Origin of the sequence: Salinicola sp. JS01 (assembly GCF_030284585.1) — a bacterium.
In the GTDB taxonomy this organism is placed as follows: domain Bacteria; phylum Pseudomonadota; class Gammaproteobacteria; order Pseudomonadales; family Halomonadaceae; genus Salinicola.
In genome coordinates, this window is the sequence record NZ_CP127244.1 from 24,031 (window position 1) to 36,566 (window position 12,536).

The following is a 12,536-nucleotide window of genomic DNA, read 5'->3' on the forward strand; positions in this document are numbered from 1 at the left end:
CGTAAAGAGGTTATAGCAGTGGCTAAGGAAAAATTTGAACGCTCCAAACCGCACGTCAACGTCGGCACCATCGGTCACGTCGACCACGGCAAGACGACTCTGACGGCGGCTCTGACCCGTGTTTCCGCTGAAGTCTTCGGCGGCGAATGGCGTCAGTTCGACACCATCGACAACGCTCCGGAAGAGCGCGAGCGCGGTATCACCATCGCGACCGCTCATGTCGAGTACCAGTCCGAAGTGCGTCACTACGCGCACGTCGACTGCCCGGGACACGCTGACTACGTCAAGAACATGATCACCGGTGCTGCCCAGATGGACGGCGCTATCCTGGTCTGTTCCGCTGCTGACGGCCCGATGCCGCAGACTCGCGAGCACATCCTGCTGTCGCGTCAGGTCGGCGTTCCGTACATCGTCGTGTTCCTGAACAAGGCCGACATGGTCGACGACGAAGAGCTGCTCGAGCTGGTCGAGATGGAAGTGCGTGAACTCCTCAACGAGTACGACTTCCCGGGCGACGACACCCCGATCATCATCGGCTCCGCGCTGATGGCACTGGAAGGCAAGGACGACAACGGCATGGGTACCACCGCCGTTGCCAACCTGATCAAGTCGCTCGACGACTACATCCCGGAGCCGGAGCGTGCCATCGACCAGCCGTTCCTGATGCCGATCGAAGACGTGTTCTCGATCTCCGGCCGCGGTACCGTCGTGACCGGTCGTGTCGAGCGTGGTCTGGTCAAGTCCGGCGAAGAAGTCGAGATCGTCGGTATCCACGACACCACCAAGACCACCGTTACCGGTGTCGAAATGTTCCGCAAGCTGCTCGACGAAGGTCGCGCTGGCGAGAACATCGGTGCGCTGCTGCGTGGTACCAAGCGTGACGACGTCGAGCGTGGTCAGGTTCTGGCCAAGCCGGGCACCATCACCCCGCACACCAAGTTCGAAGCCGAAGTCTACGTGCTGTCCAAGGAAGAAGGTGGTCGTCACACCCCGTTCTTCAAGGGCTACCGTCCGCAGTTCTACTTCCGTACCACTGACGTGACCGGTACCTGTGAACTGCCGGAAGGCGTCGAGATGGTCATGCCGGGCGACAACGTCCAGATGGTCGTGACCCTGATCGCTCCGATCGCCATGGAAGACGGCCTGCGCTTCGCCATCCGCGAAGGCGGTCGTACCGTCGGCGCCGGCGTGGTCGCCAAGATCATCGAGTAAGTCTCGCTGATCGGATAGAAAAGGGGCGCTCCGGCGCCCCTTTTTCTGTCGCTGTCGGGAGGGGGTGTGTTTGACACCAAAATGGGCCTCCCCTATAATGCGCGTCCTTTGAACGCGTGGGTCGACGGCTCGCGCCGTCAGTATCCATTGGAGCAGAACGTCAATGCAGAACCAAAAGATTCGCATCCGGCTGAAAGCGTTTGACCATCGCCTGATCGATCAGTCGGCCCAGGAGATCGTGGACACTGCCAAGCGCACTGGCGCTCAGGTGCGTGGTCCGATCCCGCTGCCGACCAATCGCGAGCGTTACACCATCCTGATCTCGCCGCACGTCAACAAGGACGCGCGCGACCAGTATGAGATTCGCACGCACAAGCGCGTTCTCGACATCGTCGAGCCGACGGAGAAGACCGTCGACGCGCTGATGAAGCTCGACCTCGCCGCCGGCGTGGACGTGCAGATCAAACTCGACTAACCAACACTAGACACTAGCGGGAGCTGAGTTCGCAGCGACCGCCGCGTCGTGAGACGCCACACAATGTGCTAGTGGAATGCTCTGGAAAGGGCAGCCATAGCGGGTGATAGCCCCGTACACTATAGGAGACTGAACATGACTATCGGTTTGGTCGGTAAAAAGGCGGGCATGACCCGTGTTTTCACCGAAGATGGCGCATCCGTGCCCGTAACCGTGATCGAGGTTGAGCCCAACCGCATCGCTGCTGTCAAGACCATCGAGTCCGACGGCTATCGTGCGGTGCAGGTCACAACCGGCTCCCGCAAAGCCAAGCACCTCACCAAGGCGATTGCTGGTCAATACGCCAAGGCCGGGGTTGAGGCTGGCCGTTCCCTGATGGAGTTTCGTCTCGCCGAGAGCGACGAAGCACCGGAAGTGGGCGGTTCCTTCACCGTATCCCTCTTCGAAGCTGGTCAGAAAGTCGATGTGACCGGTACCTCCAAGGGCAAGGGCTTCCAGGGCGCTGTCAAGCGCTGGAATTTCCGTACCCAGGACAACAGCCACGGTAACTCGCTGTCTCACCGTGCGCCGGGTTCCATCGGTCAGTGCCAGACCCCGGGTCGCGTCTTCAAAGGCAAGAAGATGGCCGGCCAGATGGGCAATGAGCGCGTCACCGTCCAGAGCCTGGAAGTGGTGCGTGTCGATGCCGAGCGCAATCTGCTGTTGATCAAAGGCGCCGTGCCTGGTGCTCCGGGCTGCGATGTCGTCGTGCGCAGCGCCGTGAAAGCTCGCTGAGGGGACTGAGACCGATGAATCTGAATCTCGCAGGTGCCGCTGGCACCGTCGAAGTGTCCGCAGAGACCTTTGGCAAAGAATTCAACGAAGCGTTGGTGCACCAGGTCGTCACCGCCTATCTGGCGGCGGGCCGTCAGGGCACCCGTGCCCAGAAGAACCGCTCCGACGTGCGTGGCGGCGGCAAGAAGCCGTGGCGCCAGAAGGGCACCGGCCGCGCTCGCGCCGGCACCATCCGCTCGCCGCTGTGGCGTAGCGGCGGTGTGACCTTCGCTGCCCGTCCGCAGGACTACACGCAGAAGGTCAACCGCAAGATGTACCGTGCGGCGATGCGTTCGATCCTGTCCGAGCTGGTGCGTCAGGAGCGTCTGGTGCTGGTCAACGAGTTCGCCGTCGACGCGCCGAAGACCAAGCAGCTGGCCAGCAAGCTCAAGGAGCTGGATCTGGAGAAAGCGCTGATCGTCACCGAAGAGCTCGACGAGAAGCTCTACCTGGCCGCGCGCAACATCCCCAACGTCGATGTCGTCGATGCTGCGGCCGCCGATCCGGTCAGCCTGATCGCCTTCGACAAGGTGCTGATGACCGTCTCCGCTCTGCGTAAATTCGAGGAGAAGCTGGGATGAACCAGGAACGCGTATACAAGGTTCTGCTCGGACCTCACATGACCGAGAAGGCCGCGCGCGCCGCCGAGAACAATCAGTACGTGTTCAAAGTGGCCCAGGACGCGACCAAGCCCGAGATCAAGAAGGCCGTCGAAGCGCTGTTCGGCAAGAAAGTCGCCGGTGTTTCCGTGCTCAACGTCAAGGGCAAGACCAAACGCACGCGCTTCGGCACGGGTCTGCGCAAGGGTTACCGCAAGGCGTACGTGACTCTGGCTGCGGGCGAAACGCTCGAAGACTTCTCTGGCGCCGAGTAAGGCAGGAGTACGGATCATGGCAGTAGTCAAGACAAAACCCACTTCCGCCGGTCGTCGTCACGTCGTCAAAGTCGTCAATGGCGAGCTCTACAAGGGCCGTCCGTTCGCGGCGCTGACCGAGAAGCAGTCGAAGTCCGGTGGTCGTAACAACAATGGCCGCATCACCACGCGTCACGTCGGTGGTGGCCATCGTCAGCATTATCGTCTGGTCGACTTCAAGCGCACCAAGGATGGCATCAACGCCGTCGTCGAGCGCATCGAGTACGACCCGAACCGTAGCGCCAACATCGCGCTGCTGAAGTACATGGACGGCGAGCGTCGTTACATCATCGCACCCAAGGGCCTGGTGGCCGGGGACGTGGTGGAGTCCGGCGTCAACGCTTCCATCAAGCGTGGCAACGCGCTGCCGCTGCGCAACATCCCGGTCGGTTCCACGGTGCACTGCATCGAGCTGAAGCCGGGCAAGGGTGCGCAGATTGCACGCAGCGCCGGCGCCAGCGCTCAGCTGGTCGCCCGTGAAGGCAACTACGCGACCCTGCGTCTGCGCTCCGGCGAGATGCGTCGTGTACTGTCCGAGTGCCGCGCCACGCTGGGTGAAGTCGGCAACTCTGAGCACAGCCTGCGTCAACTGGGCAAGGCCGGTGCGAAACGGTGGAGAGGGGTGCGCCCGACCGTTCGCGGTGTCGCGATGAACCCGGTGGATCACCCGCACGGTGGTGGTGAAGGCCGCACCAGCGGTGGTCGTCATCCGGTCAGCCCGTGGGGTATCCCCACCAAGGGCCACAAGACCCGCAAGAACAAGCGTACCGACAAGCTCATCGTTCGTCGCCGCAAGTCCAAGTAACAGACATTAAGAGGTAACGGCTGTGCCACGTTCACTGAAGAAAGGTCCCTTTATCGACCTTCATCTGTTGAAGAAGGTCGAAGTCGCCGCGGAAAAGAACGATCGCAAACCGATCAAGACCTGGTCGCGTCGTTCGATGATCCTGCCGAACATGGTCGGGCTCACCATCGCGGTACATAACGGTCGCCAGCACGTCCCGGTGCATGTCTCCGAGGAAATGGTCGGCCACAAGTTGGGCGAGTTCGCTGCTACCCGCACCTATCGCGGTCATGCGGCGGACAAGAAAGCCAAACGCTGAGCCAAGAGGATTAAGAGATGGAAGTCGCTGCTAAGTTGCGTGGCGCTAGCTTGTCCGCCCAGAAGGCCCGTTTGGTGGCTGACCAGGTGCGCGGTAAGCCGGTCGCCGAAGCGCTCGACGTGCTGACCTTCTCCCCCAAGAAGGCTGCCAAGCTGGTCAAGAAGGTGCTGCAGTCCGCGATTGCCAATGCGGAAGAAAACAACGGCATGGACATCGACGAGCTGCGTGTCTCGACCATCTGTGTCGATGAGGGCATGACGCTCAAGCGCATTCAGCCGCGCGCAAAAGGCCGGGCGGATCGCATTCTGAAGCGCACCTGCCACATCACCGTCAAGGTAGCCGAGAAGTAGGAGTCGACCAGATGGGTCAGAAAGTCAATCCAGTCGGGATTCGTCTCGGCATCGTGAAAGATCACTCGTCGGTCTGGTACGCAGAGCGCGGTGCCTATGCCGACAAGCTGAACAACGATCTGGAAGTGCGTCGCTTCCTCGAAGAGCGTCTGAAGAACGCCTCCGTGAGCCGCATTACCATCGAACGTCCGGCCAACAACGCCCGTATCACCATTCACACTGCCCGTCCGGGCATCGTGATCGGCAAGAAGGGTGAGGACGTCGATCGTCTGCGCCAGGATGTCACCCGCATGATGGGTGTGCCGGTGCACGTCAACATCGAAGAAGTCCGCAAGCCGGAACTCGACGCCGCCCTGGTCGCGCAGAACATCGCCGGTCAGCTCGAGCGTCGCGTGATGTTCCGCCGTGCCATGAAGCGCTCCGTCCAGAACGCCATGCGTCTGGGTGCCGGCGGTATCAAGGTACAGCTCTCCGGTCGTCTCGGTGGCGCCGAGATCGCACGTACCGAATGGTACCGCGAAGGTCGCGTGCCGCTTCACACCCTGCGTGCCGACATCGATTACGCCACCTATGAAGCACACACCACCTACGGCGTCATCGGCGTCAAGGTGTGGGTCTTCAAGGGCGAGATCCTCGGGGGCATCGAAGAGGTGCGTGCCAAGCAGAAGCAACAGGCTCAGGCACCTGCACCGAAGAAGAAAGGTTCCAGGTAAGGGGAGACTGATCGATGTTGCAACCCAAGCGTACAAAGTTCCGCAAGGTGCAGAAAGGTCGTAACCGTGGCCTGGCGCATCGCGGCAGCAAGGTGAGCTTCGGAGACTTCGGTCTCAAGGCCACCGATCGCGGTCGTATCACCGCACGTCAGATCGAAGCTGGTCGTCGTGCCATCACCCGTCACGTCAAGCGTGGTGGCAAGATCTGGATCCGCGTATTCCCGGACAAGCCGATCACCAACAAGCCTCTCGAGGTTCGTATGGGTAAAGGTAAGGGTTCCGTCGAGTACTGGGTGGCCCAGATCCAGCCGGGCAAGGTGCTCTACGAAATCGAAGGCGTCTCCGAGGAGCTGGCGCGTGAAGCGTTCTCCCTGGCGGCCCAGAAGATGCCCATCTCCACCACCTTTGTGAAACGGACGGTGATGTGATGAAAGCCAACGAAATGCGTGAAAAATCAGTCGATGCGCTGCAGGAGCAGCTCTTCGAACTGCTCAAGGAGCAGTTCAACCTGCGCATGCAGAAGGCCACCGGCCAGCTGAGCCAGACGCACCTGCTCAAGCAGGTTCGTCGCGACATCGCTCGCGTCAAGACTGTGCTCAACCAGAAGGCAGGTGACCAATAATGGCTGAAGCGAATAAAGCCCGTACGCTCACCGGTAAGGTCGTGAGCGACAAGATGGAAAAATCGATTGTCGTATTGATCGAGCGCCGCGAGCGTCATCCGATCTACGGCAAGTACATGAAGCGCTCCACCAAGCTGCACGCCCATGACGAGGCGAATCAGGCACGGACTGGCGATACGGTTTCCATTCAGGAATGCCGTCCGCTGTCCAAGAAGAAAGCCTGGACGTTGGTCGAGGTGGTCGAGCAGGCCAAGGGCTGAGCCCGACAGCGCCTTCTGAACCAGTGCAGTCAGATTAGGTTTGGAGAAAACCAATGATTCAGACTCAGACAATGCTGGATGTCGCCGACAACAGCGGCGCGCGCCGGGTGCAGTGCATCAAGGTGCTTGGCGGTTCACACCGCCGTTACGCTCGCGTGGGTGATGTCATCAAAGTGACGGTCAAGGAAGCGATTCCGCGGGGCAAGGTCAAGAAAGGCCAGGTCCTCAAGGCCGTCGTGGTGCGTACGCGCAGCGGTGTTCGTCGTAACGACGGCTCGCTGATTCGCTTCGATGGAAATGCGGCGGTTCTGTTGAACAACACCAACGAACAGCCGATCGGTACCCGTATCTTCGGGCCGGTTACTCGTGAACTTCGTAACGAGAAGTTCATGAAGATCATTTCCTTGGCGCCCGAAGTGCTGTAAGGAGCGAGGCGGATATGCACAAGATCAAACGTGACGACGAAGTCATCGTCATCGCCGGCAAGGACAAGGGCAAGCGTGGCACGATCAAGCGCGTCCTCGAGAACGACCGTTATGTCGTCTCGGGCGTCAACATGATCAAGCGCCACACCAAGCCCAATCCGATGGCTGGCAACCCGGGGGTATCGTCGAGCGTGAGGCTCCGATCCATGCGTCCAACGTGGCCATCTTCAACGCGGAGACCGGCAAGGCGGATCGCGTCGGCTTCCAGGTGCAGGAAGACGGTACCAAGGTACGTATCTACAAGTCGACGCAGAAGCAGATCGACGCCTAACGCGAGTCGGGTAGCAAAATGGCGAACTTGAAAGAACGTTATCAAAGCGAGGTCATGGCTAAACTGCAGGAGCAGTTCAGCTATGCCAACGTGATGCAGGTGCCCCGGATCACCAAAGTGACCCTGAACATGGGCATCGGCGAAGCGACCAGCGATAAAAAGCTGATCGAAAACGCCATCGGCGACCTGGAGAAGCTCTCCGGTCAGAAGCCGATGGTGACCAAAGCGCGCAAGTCCATCGCTGGCTTCAAGGTCCGCGAAGGTTGGCCGATCGGCGTCAAGGTGACCCTGCGCCGCGAGCGGATGTGGGACTTCCTGGATCGCCTGGTCAACATCGCGATCCCCCGCGTGCGTGACTTCCGTGGTCTCAACCCGAAGTCCTTCGACGGCCGCGGCAACTACTCGATGGGCGTCCGTGAGCAGATCATCTTCCCGGAGATCGAATATGATAAGATCGACCGGATCCGTGGTCTGGACGTAACCATCACGACCAGCGCCAACACCGACGAAGAAGGTCGTGCGCTGCTCAGCGCGCTGAACTTCCCGTTCAAGCAATAAGGGTGGATTCATGGCAAAGAAAAGCATGATTGAGCGTGAGCTCAAGCGCGCGAAGCTGGTCGACAAATACGCCGCCAAGCGTGCCGCGCTCAAGAGCGTGATCTACGACGTCAACGCTTCTGACGAAGAGCGCTTCGACGCTCAGCTGAAGCTGCAGCAGCTGCCGCGCGACTCCAGCAAGGTCCGTGCCCGCAACCGCTGCCGCATTACCGGTCGTCCGCACGGTTACTACAACAAGTTCGGTCTGGCCCGTAACAAGCTGCGCGAAGCGGCCATGCGTGGCGATGTCCCTGGACTGAAGAAGTCCAGCTGGTAAGCCACGTCGAGGAATTCAGGAGCGCAATGTAAATGAGCATGCAAGATACTCTGGCGGATATGTGTACCCGTATCCGCAATGCGCAGATGGCCACCAAGGAGACGGTCACCATGCCGTCTTCCAAGCTCAAGACGGAAGTGGCCCGCGTACTCAAGCAGGAAGGCTACATTACCGACTTCGCGGTCTCCGAGGGCGCCAAGCCCGAGCTGACCGTGACCCTCAAGTACTTCGAGGGCAAGCCGGTCATCGAGCACCTCCAGCGTGTATCCAAGCCGTCGCTGCGGATCTACAAGGGCAAGAGCGCCATGCCCAAGGTCGCAGACGGTCTGGGCATCGCGATCGTCACCACCTCTCAGGGTGTCATGACCGATCGCGCCGCACGCCAGGCGGGTGTCGGTGGTGAAGTCATCTGCACCGTATTCTAGGAGTGAGAAATGTCTCGCGTAGCCAAGTATCCGGTTAAACTGCCCAGCGGCGTCGAGGTCAAGTTCGACGGCGACCAGCTGTCCGTCAAGGGCGGCCAGGGCACGCTAGAACTGACCGTCCATCCCGACGTGAAAGTCGCTCAGGAAGACGGTCAACTGACCTTTGCTCCCAGTGAGCAGGCCAAGAGCTGGGCCATGGTCGGCACGACTCGTGCCCTGGTCCAGAACATGGTCACCGGCGCCTCCGAGGGTTTCACTCGGTCGCTGGAAATCAATGGCGTCGGCTATCGTGCCCAGGCAAGTGGCAAGACGCTGAATCTGACACTCGGTTTCTCCCACCCGATCGACTACACGCTGCCTGAAGGTGTCACGGCCGAAACGCCGAAGAACACCATCATCGTGCTGAAAAGCGCGGACAAGCAGAAGCTCGGCCAGGTGGCTGCGGAAATTCGCGCCTTCCGTCCGCCGGAGCCCTACAAGGGCAAAGGGGTTCGGTACAGCGACGAACAAGTCCGCCGCAAAGAAGCCAAGAAGAAGTAAGGCAGGGTTATGAACGCGAAGAAAGAATCTCGTCTCCGTCGTGCCCGCCGCGCGCGCGCCAAGATCCGCGATCTGGGTGTGAACCGTCTGTGCGTCAACCGCACCCCGCGTCACATCTATGCGCAGATTATCTCGCCGGACGGCGGCAAAGTGCTGGCCAGCGCGTCCACGCTCGACAAGAGCCTGCGCGAAGGTACGACCGGTAACGCCGATGCGGCTGCCAAAGTGGGTGCTCTCATCGCTGAGCGCGCCAAGGATGCCGGCATCTCTCAGGTTGCCTTCGACCGCGCTGGTTTCAAATACCACGGGCGTGTCAAGGCGTTGGCGGATGCCGCACGCGAAGGCGGTCTGCAATTCTAAAGGGTTTTACGATGGCGAATAACGAACAGAAGGGCGGTGATCTGCAAGAGAAGTTGGTGCAGGTCAACCGCGTCGCCAAGGTGGTCAAAGGTGGTCGTATCTTCGGCTTCACCGCGCTGACCGTCGTTGGCGATGGCAACGGCCGGGTCGGTTTCGGTCGTGGCAAGGCGCGTGAAGTGCCGGTCGCGATCCAGAAAGCCATGGACCAGGCACGTCGCAACATGGTCAAGGTCAGCCTCAGCGGCAGCACGCTGCAGTACCCGGTTCGCGCCCGTCACGGTGCGTCCAAGGTCTTCATGCAGCCGGCTTCCGAAGGTACCGGCATCATCGCCGGCGGCGCCATGCGCTCCGTCCTCGAGCTGGCCGGTGTCCATGACGTCCTGGCCAAGTGCTACGGCTCCACCAATCCGGTGAACGTCGTGCGTGCCACCATCAAGGGGCTCGCATCCATGCAGTCTCCGGAAGACATCGCCGCCAAGCGTGGCCTGTCTGTCGAAGAACTGGCGGGGTAAGCGACCATGGCAGAGACGATCAAAATCACTCAGACCCGCAGCACTATCGGTGTCCTGAAGAAGCACAAAGCGACCATGACGGGCCTCGGCCTGCGTCGCATCGGGCACTCGGTCGAGCTGGAAGACACCCCCGCCGTTCGCGGCATGATCAACAAGGTTCGTTACCTTGTTCGAATCGAGGGAGAGTAATCCATGAAACTCAACAGCTTAAGCCCGGCTCCGGGTTCCAAGCACGCTGAGAAGCGCGTCGGGCGCGGCATCGGCTCCGGTCTGGGCAAGACCGGTGGCCGTGGCCACAAAGGTCTGAAGTCGCGTTCCGGCGGCTCGGTCAAGCCCGGTTTCGAAGGCGGCCAGATGCCGCTGCAGCGCCGTCTGCCGAAGTTCGGCTTCACCTCGGCCAAGTCGCTGGTGTCCGAAGAAGTTCGCCTCGGCGAACTGGCCAAGGTCGAAGGCGACGTCGCCGATCTCGCCAGCCTGAAGAAGGCCAACGTGCTCAAGAACGCAACCGAGTACGCCAAGGTCATCCTCTCCGGCGAGCTGAACAAGGCGATTACCGTGCGTGGCCTCAAGGTCACCAAAGGTGCACGCGCTGCGATCGAAGCGGCCGGTGGCAAGGTAGAGGACTAAATGGCTAAGTCAGGAAACGTGCCGGCGAACATGGGTAGTGGCCTCAGCGAGCTGTGGGCGCGCCTGCGTTTCGTCTTCATCGCGATCGTGGTGTACCGCATCGGTGCCCACATTCCCGTACCCGGCATCGATCCTGACCAGCTGGCTGCCCTGTTTCGGGAGAACCAGGGCACCATCCTCGGCATGTTCAACATGTTCTCGGGTGGTGCGCTGCAGCGCATGAGTATCTTCGCGCTGGGGATCATGCCGTACATCTCCGCGTCGATCATCATGCAGCTTCTGACCGCGGTATCGCCTCAGCTCGAAGCGCTGAAGAAGGAAGGCGAGGCCGGGCGCCGGAAGATCAACCAGTACACCCGCTACGGCACGGTGCTACTGGCCTTGATCCAGGCGAGCGGCATGTCAGTTGGTCTGGTCAGTCAGGGCGTCGCCTACACCGGCGGCATCAGTTTCTACTTCACCGCCGTCGTCACTTTCGTGGCTGGGGCCGTGTTCCTGATGTGGCTGGGCGAGCAGATCACCGAAAAGGGGATCGGCAACGGTATCTCGCTGATCATCTTCGCCGGGATCGTGGCTGGGCTGCCCAGTGCGATCGGTCAGTCGTTCGAGCTGGCGCGCAACGATGGCGCCTGGAACGTGCTGCCGCTGCTCGCGCTGTCGCTGCTGGCCATTGCGACCGTAGCGTTCGTGGTGTTCATCGAACGCGGCCAGCGCCGCATCACGGTGAACTATCCGCGGCGTCAGGTCGGCAACAAGATGTATGCCGGTCAGAGCAGCTATCTGCCGCTGAAGGTCAACATGGCGGGTGTGATTCCGCCGATCTTCGCGTCCAGTATCCTGCTGTTCCCGGGCTCCATCGGTCAGTGGCTGGGTCAGAGCGACGGTTTCGAGTGGCTGCAGGTGGCATCGCAGCAGCTCTCCCCGGGCGCGCCTCTGTACATCATCCTGTTTGCGGCGGCAGTGCTGTTCTTCTGCTTCTTCTATACGGCGTTGGTGTTCAACCCCAAGGATGTCGCCGACAACCTCAAGAAGTCGGGCGCCTTCCTGCCGGGGATCCGTCCGGGTGAGCAGACTGCGCGCTACGTCGACAAGGTGATGACTCGGCTGACCCTGTTCGGGGCGCTCTACATCACTCTGGTCTCGCTGATGCCGCAGTTCCTGGTGGTGGCCTGGCAGGTGCCGTTCTACTTCGGCGGCACGTCGTTGCTGATCGTGGTCGTGGTGATCATGGACTTCATGGCCCAGGTTCAATCGCACCTGATGTCGCACCAGTACGAGTCGGTGATGAAGAAATCGAACCTGAAGGGCTACGGTAGCGGCGGCGTGATGCGCTGAGCCTCCGCGAGAGAGCATTTGGAGAGAACGATGAAAGTTCGAGCTTCTGTAAAGAAAATGTGCCGTAACTGCAAGATCATTCGGCGCAACGGCGCGGTCCGTGTCATCTGCACGGAACCGCGTCACAAGCAGCGTCAGGGTTGATTCCCTAGCTGCACGAAAGCGGGCCATGGCATGCCCCTTGCCTCGAGAGAGGCAAAGGGGTATGCTATTGCGCCCTTTGTGGACGACTAAACGAGCAAGCCGCTCAACATTCGGAGTAAGCTGATGGCCCGTATTGCAGGCGTCAATATCCCGGACAACAAGCATGCGGCGATCTCGCTGACCTACATCTTCGGGATTGGCCGCACTCGCGCACAGGCGATCTGTGCCGCGGCCGGTATTGCACCGACGACCAAGATTCAGGAACTGTCTGGCGAAGAGCTCGACATCCTGCGTACCGAAGTCGGTAAGTACACCGTAGAAGGCGACCTTCGCCGTGACGTGACGCTGAACATCAAGCGTCTCATGGATCTGGGTTGCTATCGTGGTCTGCGCCATCGTCGTGGTCTTCCGCTGCGTGGTCAGCGTACCAAGACCAATGCGCGTACCCGTAAGGGACCGCGTAAACCGATTCGTAAATAATTAACGTTTCGACGTTAACTAT

At 60.6% G+C, this 12,536-nt stretch carries 24 protein-coding genes and 1 pseudogene; all 25 read left to right on the top strand.

Features of this window, described 5'->3' with window-relative positions; all coding sequences use genetic code 11:
- Positions 1-18: 18 nt before the first annotated feature.
- The 25 genes and pseudogenes from tuf to rpsM all read left to right on the top strand — a co-directional run bounded on the left by tuf (position 19) and on the right by rpsM (position 12,514).
- Positions 19-1,212, top strand: coding sequence for an elongation factor Tu (gene tuf, locus QO259_RS00115; RefSeq protein WP_035470363.1), 1,194 nt, complete (start codon positions 19-21; stop codon positions 1,210-1,212).
- Between the two features lie 163 nt (positions 1,213-1,375).
- Positions 1,376-1,687 (top strand): 30S ribosomal protein S10, encoded by a 312-nt coding sequence (gene rpsJ, locus QO259_RS00120; protein WP_035470365.1) that lies wholly within the window; start codon positions 1,376-1,378, stop codon positions 1,685-1,687.
- A gap of 135 nt (positions 1,688-1,822) precedes the next feature.
- Complete coding sequence (gene rplC / locus QO259_RS00125; protein ID WP_207037159.1) at positions 1,823-2,461, top strand: 50S ribosomal protein L3; 639 nt, start codon at positions 1,823-1,825, stop codon at positions 2,459-2,461.
- A 14-nt stretch (positions 2,462-2,475) separates the two neighbouring features.
- Positions 2,476-3,081 carry a 50S ribosomal protein L4 gene (rplD, locus tag QO259_RS00130; protein WP_035470369.1) on the top strand — a complete coding sequence of 202 codons (606 nt, stop codon included), beginning with the start codon at positions 2,476-2,478 and terminating at the stop codon, positions 3,079-3,081.
- Positions 3,078-3,374: a 50S ribosomal protein L23 gene (gene rplW / locus QO259_RS00135; protein WP_035470371.1), complete on the top strand. Its 297-nt coding sequence runs from the start codon at positions 3,078-3,080 to the stop codon at positions 3,372-3,374. The genes rplD and rplW overlap by 4 nt, the downstream gene beginning before the upstream one ends.
- Before the next feature lie 16 nt (positions 3,375-3,390).
- The gene (gene rplB / locus QO259_RS00140; RefSeq protein WP_035470373.1) at positions 3,391-4,218 is read left to right on the top strand and encodes a 50S ribosomal protein L2; all 828 of its coding nucleotides are present in this window, start codon (positions 3,391-3,393) and stop codon (positions 4,216-4,218) included.
- Positions 4,219-4,240: 22 nt separating this feature from the next.
- Positions 4,241-4,516 (top strand): 30S ribosomal protein S19, encoded by a 276-nt coding sequence (gene rpsS / locus QO259_RS00145; protein ID WP_035470375.1) that lies wholly within the window; start codon positions 4,241-4,243, stop codon positions 4,514-4,516.
- A gap of 17 nt (positions 4,517-4,533) precedes the next feature.
- Positions 4,534-4,866 carry a 50S ribosomal protein L22 gene (rplV, locus tag QO259_RS00150; RefSeq protein WP_035470378.1) on the top strand — a complete coding sequence of 111 codons (333 nt, stop codon included), beginning with the start codon at positions 4,534-4,536 and terminating at the stop codon, positions 4,864-4,866.
- 11 nt (positions 4,867-4,877) lie between these two features.
- Complete coding sequence (gene rpsC / locus QO259_RS00155) at positions 4,878-5,579, top strand: 30S ribosomal protein S3 (RefSeq protein WP_035470380.1); 702 nt, start codon at positions 4,878-4,880, stop codon at positions 5,577-5,579.
- 14 nt (positions 5,580-5,593) lie between these two features.
- Positions 5,594-6,007: a 50S ribosomal protein L16 gene (gene rplP, locus QO259_RS00160; RefSeq protein WP_035470382.1), complete on the top strand. Its 414-nt coding sequence runs from the start codon at positions 5,594-5,596 to the stop codon at positions 6,005-6,007.
- Positions 6,007-6,201 carry a 50S ribosomal protein L29 gene (rpmC, locus tag QO259_RS00165; RefSeq protein ID WP_035470384.1) on the top strand — a complete coding sequence of 65 codons (195 nt, stop codon included), beginning with the start codon at positions 6,007-6,009 and terminating at the stop codon, positions 6,199-6,201. The genes rplP and rpmC overlap by 1 nt, the downstream gene beginning before the upstream one ends.
- On the top strand, positions 6,201-6,461 hold the full coding sequence (gene rpsQ, locus QO259_RS00170) for a 30S ribosomal protein S17 (RefSeq protein ID WP_035470386.1): 261 nt from the start codon (positions 6,201-6,203) through the stop codon (positions 6,459-6,461). The genes rpmC and rpsQ overlap by 1 nt, the downstream gene beginning before the upstream one ends.
- A 53-nt stretch (positions 6,462-6,514) precedes the next feature.
- Complete coding sequence (rplN, locus tag QO259_RS00175; protein ID WP_035470387.1) at positions 6,515-6,886, top strand: 50S ribosomal protein L14; 372 nt, start codon at positions 6,515-6,517, stop codon at positions 6,884-6,886.
- A gap of 14 nt (positions 6,887-6,900) precedes the next feature.
- Positions 6,901-7,217: pseudogene (rplX, locus tag QO259_RS00180) on the top strand (50S ribosomal protein L24).
- An 18-nt stretch (positions 7,218-7,235) separates the two neighbouring features.
- Positions 7,236-7,775, top strand: coding sequence for a 50S ribosomal protein L5 (gene rplE, locus QO259_RS00185; RefSeq protein ID WP_035470389.1), 540 nt, complete (start codon positions 7,236-7,238; stop codon positions 7,773-7,775).
- A gap of 10 nt (positions 7,776-7,785) precedes the next feature.
- The gene (rpsN, locus tag QO259_RS00190; RefSeq protein WP_035470390.1) at positions 7,786-8,091 is read left to right on the top strand and encodes a 30S ribosomal protein S14; all 306 of its coding nucleotides are present in this window, start codon (positions 7,786-7,788) and stop codon (positions 8,089-8,091) included.
- Positions 8,092-8,123: 32 nt separating this feature from the next.
- Positions 8,124-8,516, top strand: coding sequence for a 30S ribosomal protein S8 (gene rpsH, locus QO259_RS00195; protein WP_035470391.1), 393 nt, complete (start codon positions 8,124-8,126; stop codon positions 8,514-8,516).
- Between the two features lie 9 nt (positions 8,517-8,525).
- Positions 8,526-9,056: a 50S ribosomal protein L6 gene (gene rplF / locus QO259_RS00200; protein WP_285951352.1), complete on the top strand. Its 531-nt coding sequence runs from the start codon at positions 8,526-8,528 to the stop codon at positions 9,054-9,056.
- A gap of 9 nt (positions 9,057-9,065) precedes the next feature.
- On the top strand, positions 9,066-9,416 hold the full coding sequence (gene rplR, locus QO259_RS00205) for a 50S ribosomal protein L18 (RefSeq protein WP_035470393.1): 351 nt from the start codon (positions 9,066-9,068) through the stop codon (positions 9,414-9,416).
- An 11-nt stretch (positions 9,417-9,427) separates the two neighbouring features.
- A complete protein-coding gene (gene rpsE / locus QO259_RS00210) occupies positions 9,428-9,928 on the top strand; it encodes a 30S ribosomal protein S5 (protein WP_035470394.1) in 501 nt (166 codons plus the stop codon).
- A gap of 6 nt (positions 9,929-9,934) precedes the next feature.
- Positions 9,935-10,117: a 50S ribosomal protein L30 gene (rpmD, locus tag QO259_RS00215; protein ID WP_035470395.1), complete on the top strand. Its 183-nt coding sequence runs from the start codon at positions 9,935-9,937 to the stop codon at positions 10,115-10,117.
- 3 nt (positions 10,118-10,120) lie between these two features.
- A complete protein-coding gene (gene rplO, locus QO259_RS00220; RefSeq protein WP_035470396.1) occupies positions 10,121-10,555 on the top strand; it encodes a 50S ribosomal protein L15 in 435 nt (144 codons plus the stop codon).
- Complete coding sequence (gene secY / locus QO259_RS00225) at positions 10,556-11,890, top strand: preprotein translocase subunit SecY (protein ID WP_035470397.1); 1,335 nt, start codon at positions 10,556-10,558, stop codon at positions 11,888-11,890. It abuts the gene before it with no gap.
- 30 nt (positions 11,891-11,920) lie between these two features.
- A complete protein-coding gene (gene rpmJ / locus QO259_RS00230; RefSeq protein ID WP_031384759.1) occupies positions 11,921-12,034 on the top strand; it encodes a 50S ribosomal protein L36 in 114 nt (37 codons plus the stop codon).
- A gap of 123 nt (positions 12,035-12,157) precedes the next feature.
- On the top strand, positions 12,158-12,514 hold the full coding sequence (gene rpsM, locus QO259_RS00235; protein WP_035470398.1) for a 30S ribosomal protein S13: 357 nt from the start codon (positions 12,158-12,160) through the stop codon (positions 12,512-12,514).
- Positions 12,515-12,536 lie beyond the last annotated feature (22 nt).

Excerpts from the sequence above, each read along its gene's own strand:
- rpsJ (WP_035470365.1), top strand. The coding sequence starts at position 1,376 with ATGCAGAACCAAAAGATTCGCATCCGGCTGAAAGCGTTTGACCATCGC.
- rplC (WP_207037159.1), top strand. The coding sequence starts at position 1,823 with ATGACTATCGGTTTGGTCGGTAAAAAGGCGGGCATGACCCGTGTTTTC.
- rplD (WP_035470369.1), top strand. The coding sequence starts at position 2,476 with ATGAATCTGAATCTCGCAGGTGCCGCTGGCACCGTCGAAGTGTCCGCA.
- rplW (WP_035470371.1), top strand. The coding sequence starts at position 3,078 with ATGAACCAGGAACGCGTATACAAGGTTCTGCTCGGACCTCACATGACC.
- rplB (WP_035470373.1), top strand. The coding sequence starts at position 3,391 with ATGGCAGTAGTCAAGACAAAACCCACTTCCGCCGGTCGTCGTCACGTC.
- rplV (WP_035470378.1), top strand. The coding sequence starts at position 4,534 with ATGGAAGTCGCTGCTAAGTTGCGTGGCGCTAGCTTGTCCGCCCAGAAG.
- rpsC (WP_035470380.1), top strand. The coding sequence starts at position 4,878 with ATGGGTCAGAAAGTCAATCCAGTCGGGATTCGTCTCGGCATCGTGAAA.
- rplP (WP_035470382.1), top strand. The coding sequence starts at position 5,594 with ATGTTGCAACCCAAGCGTACAAAGTTCCGCAAGGTGCAGAAAGGTCGT.
- rpmC (WP_035470384.1), top strand. The coding sequence starts at position 6,007 with ATGAAAGCCAACGAAATGCGTGAAAAATCAGTCGATGCGCTGCAGGAG.
- rpsQ (WP_035470386.1), top strand. The coding sequence starts at position 6,201 with ATGGCTGAAGCGAATAAAGCCCGTACGCTCACCGGTAAGGTCGTGAGC.
- rplN (WP_035470387.1), top strand. The coding sequence starts at position 6,515 with ATGATTCAGACTCAGACAATGCTGGATGTCGCCGACAACAGCGGCGCG.
- rplE (WP_035470389.1), top strand. The coding sequence starts at position 7,236 with ATGGCGAACTTGAAAGAACGTTATCAAAGCGAGGTCATGGCTAAACTG.
- rpsN (WP_035470390.1), top strand. The coding sequence starts at position 7,786 with ATGGCAAAGAAAAGCATGATTGAGCGTGAGCTCAAGCGCGCGAAGCTG.
- rpsH (WP_035470391.1), top strand. The coding sequence starts at position 8,124 with ATGAGCATGCAAGATACTCTGGCGGATATGTGTACCCGTATCCGCAAT.
- rplF (WP_285951352.1), top strand. The coding sequence starts at position 8,526 with ATGTCTCGCGTAGCCAAGTATCCGGTTAAACTGCCCAGCGGCGTCGAG.
- rplR (WP_035470393.1), top strand. The coding sequence starts at position 9,066 with ATGAACGCGAAGAAAGAATCTCGTCTCCGTCGTGCCCGCCGCGCGCGC.
- rpsE (WP_035470394.1), top strand. The coding sequence starts at position 9,428 with ATGGCGAATAACGAACAGAAGGGCGGTGATCTGCAAGAGAAGTTGGTG.
- rpmD (WP_035470395.1), top strand. The coding sequence starts at position 9,935 with ATGGCAGAGACGATCAAAATCACTCAGACCCGCAGCACTATCGGTGTC.
- rplO (WP_035470396.1), top strand. The coding sequence starts at position 10,121 with ATGAAACTCAACAGCTTAAGCCCGGCTCCGGGTTCCAAGCACGCTGAG.
- secY (WP_035470397.1), top strand. The coding sequence starts at position 10,556 with ATGGCTAAGTCAGGAAACGTGCCGGCGAACATGGGTAGTGGCCTCAGC.
- rpmJ (WP_031384759.1), top strand. The coding sequence starts at position 11,921 with ATGAAAGTTCGAGCTTCTGTAAAGAAAATGTGCCGTAACTGCAAGATC.
- rpsM (WP_035470398.1), top strand. The coding sequence starts at position 12,158 with ATGGCCCGTATTGCAGGCGTCAATATCCCGGACAACAAGCATGCGGCG.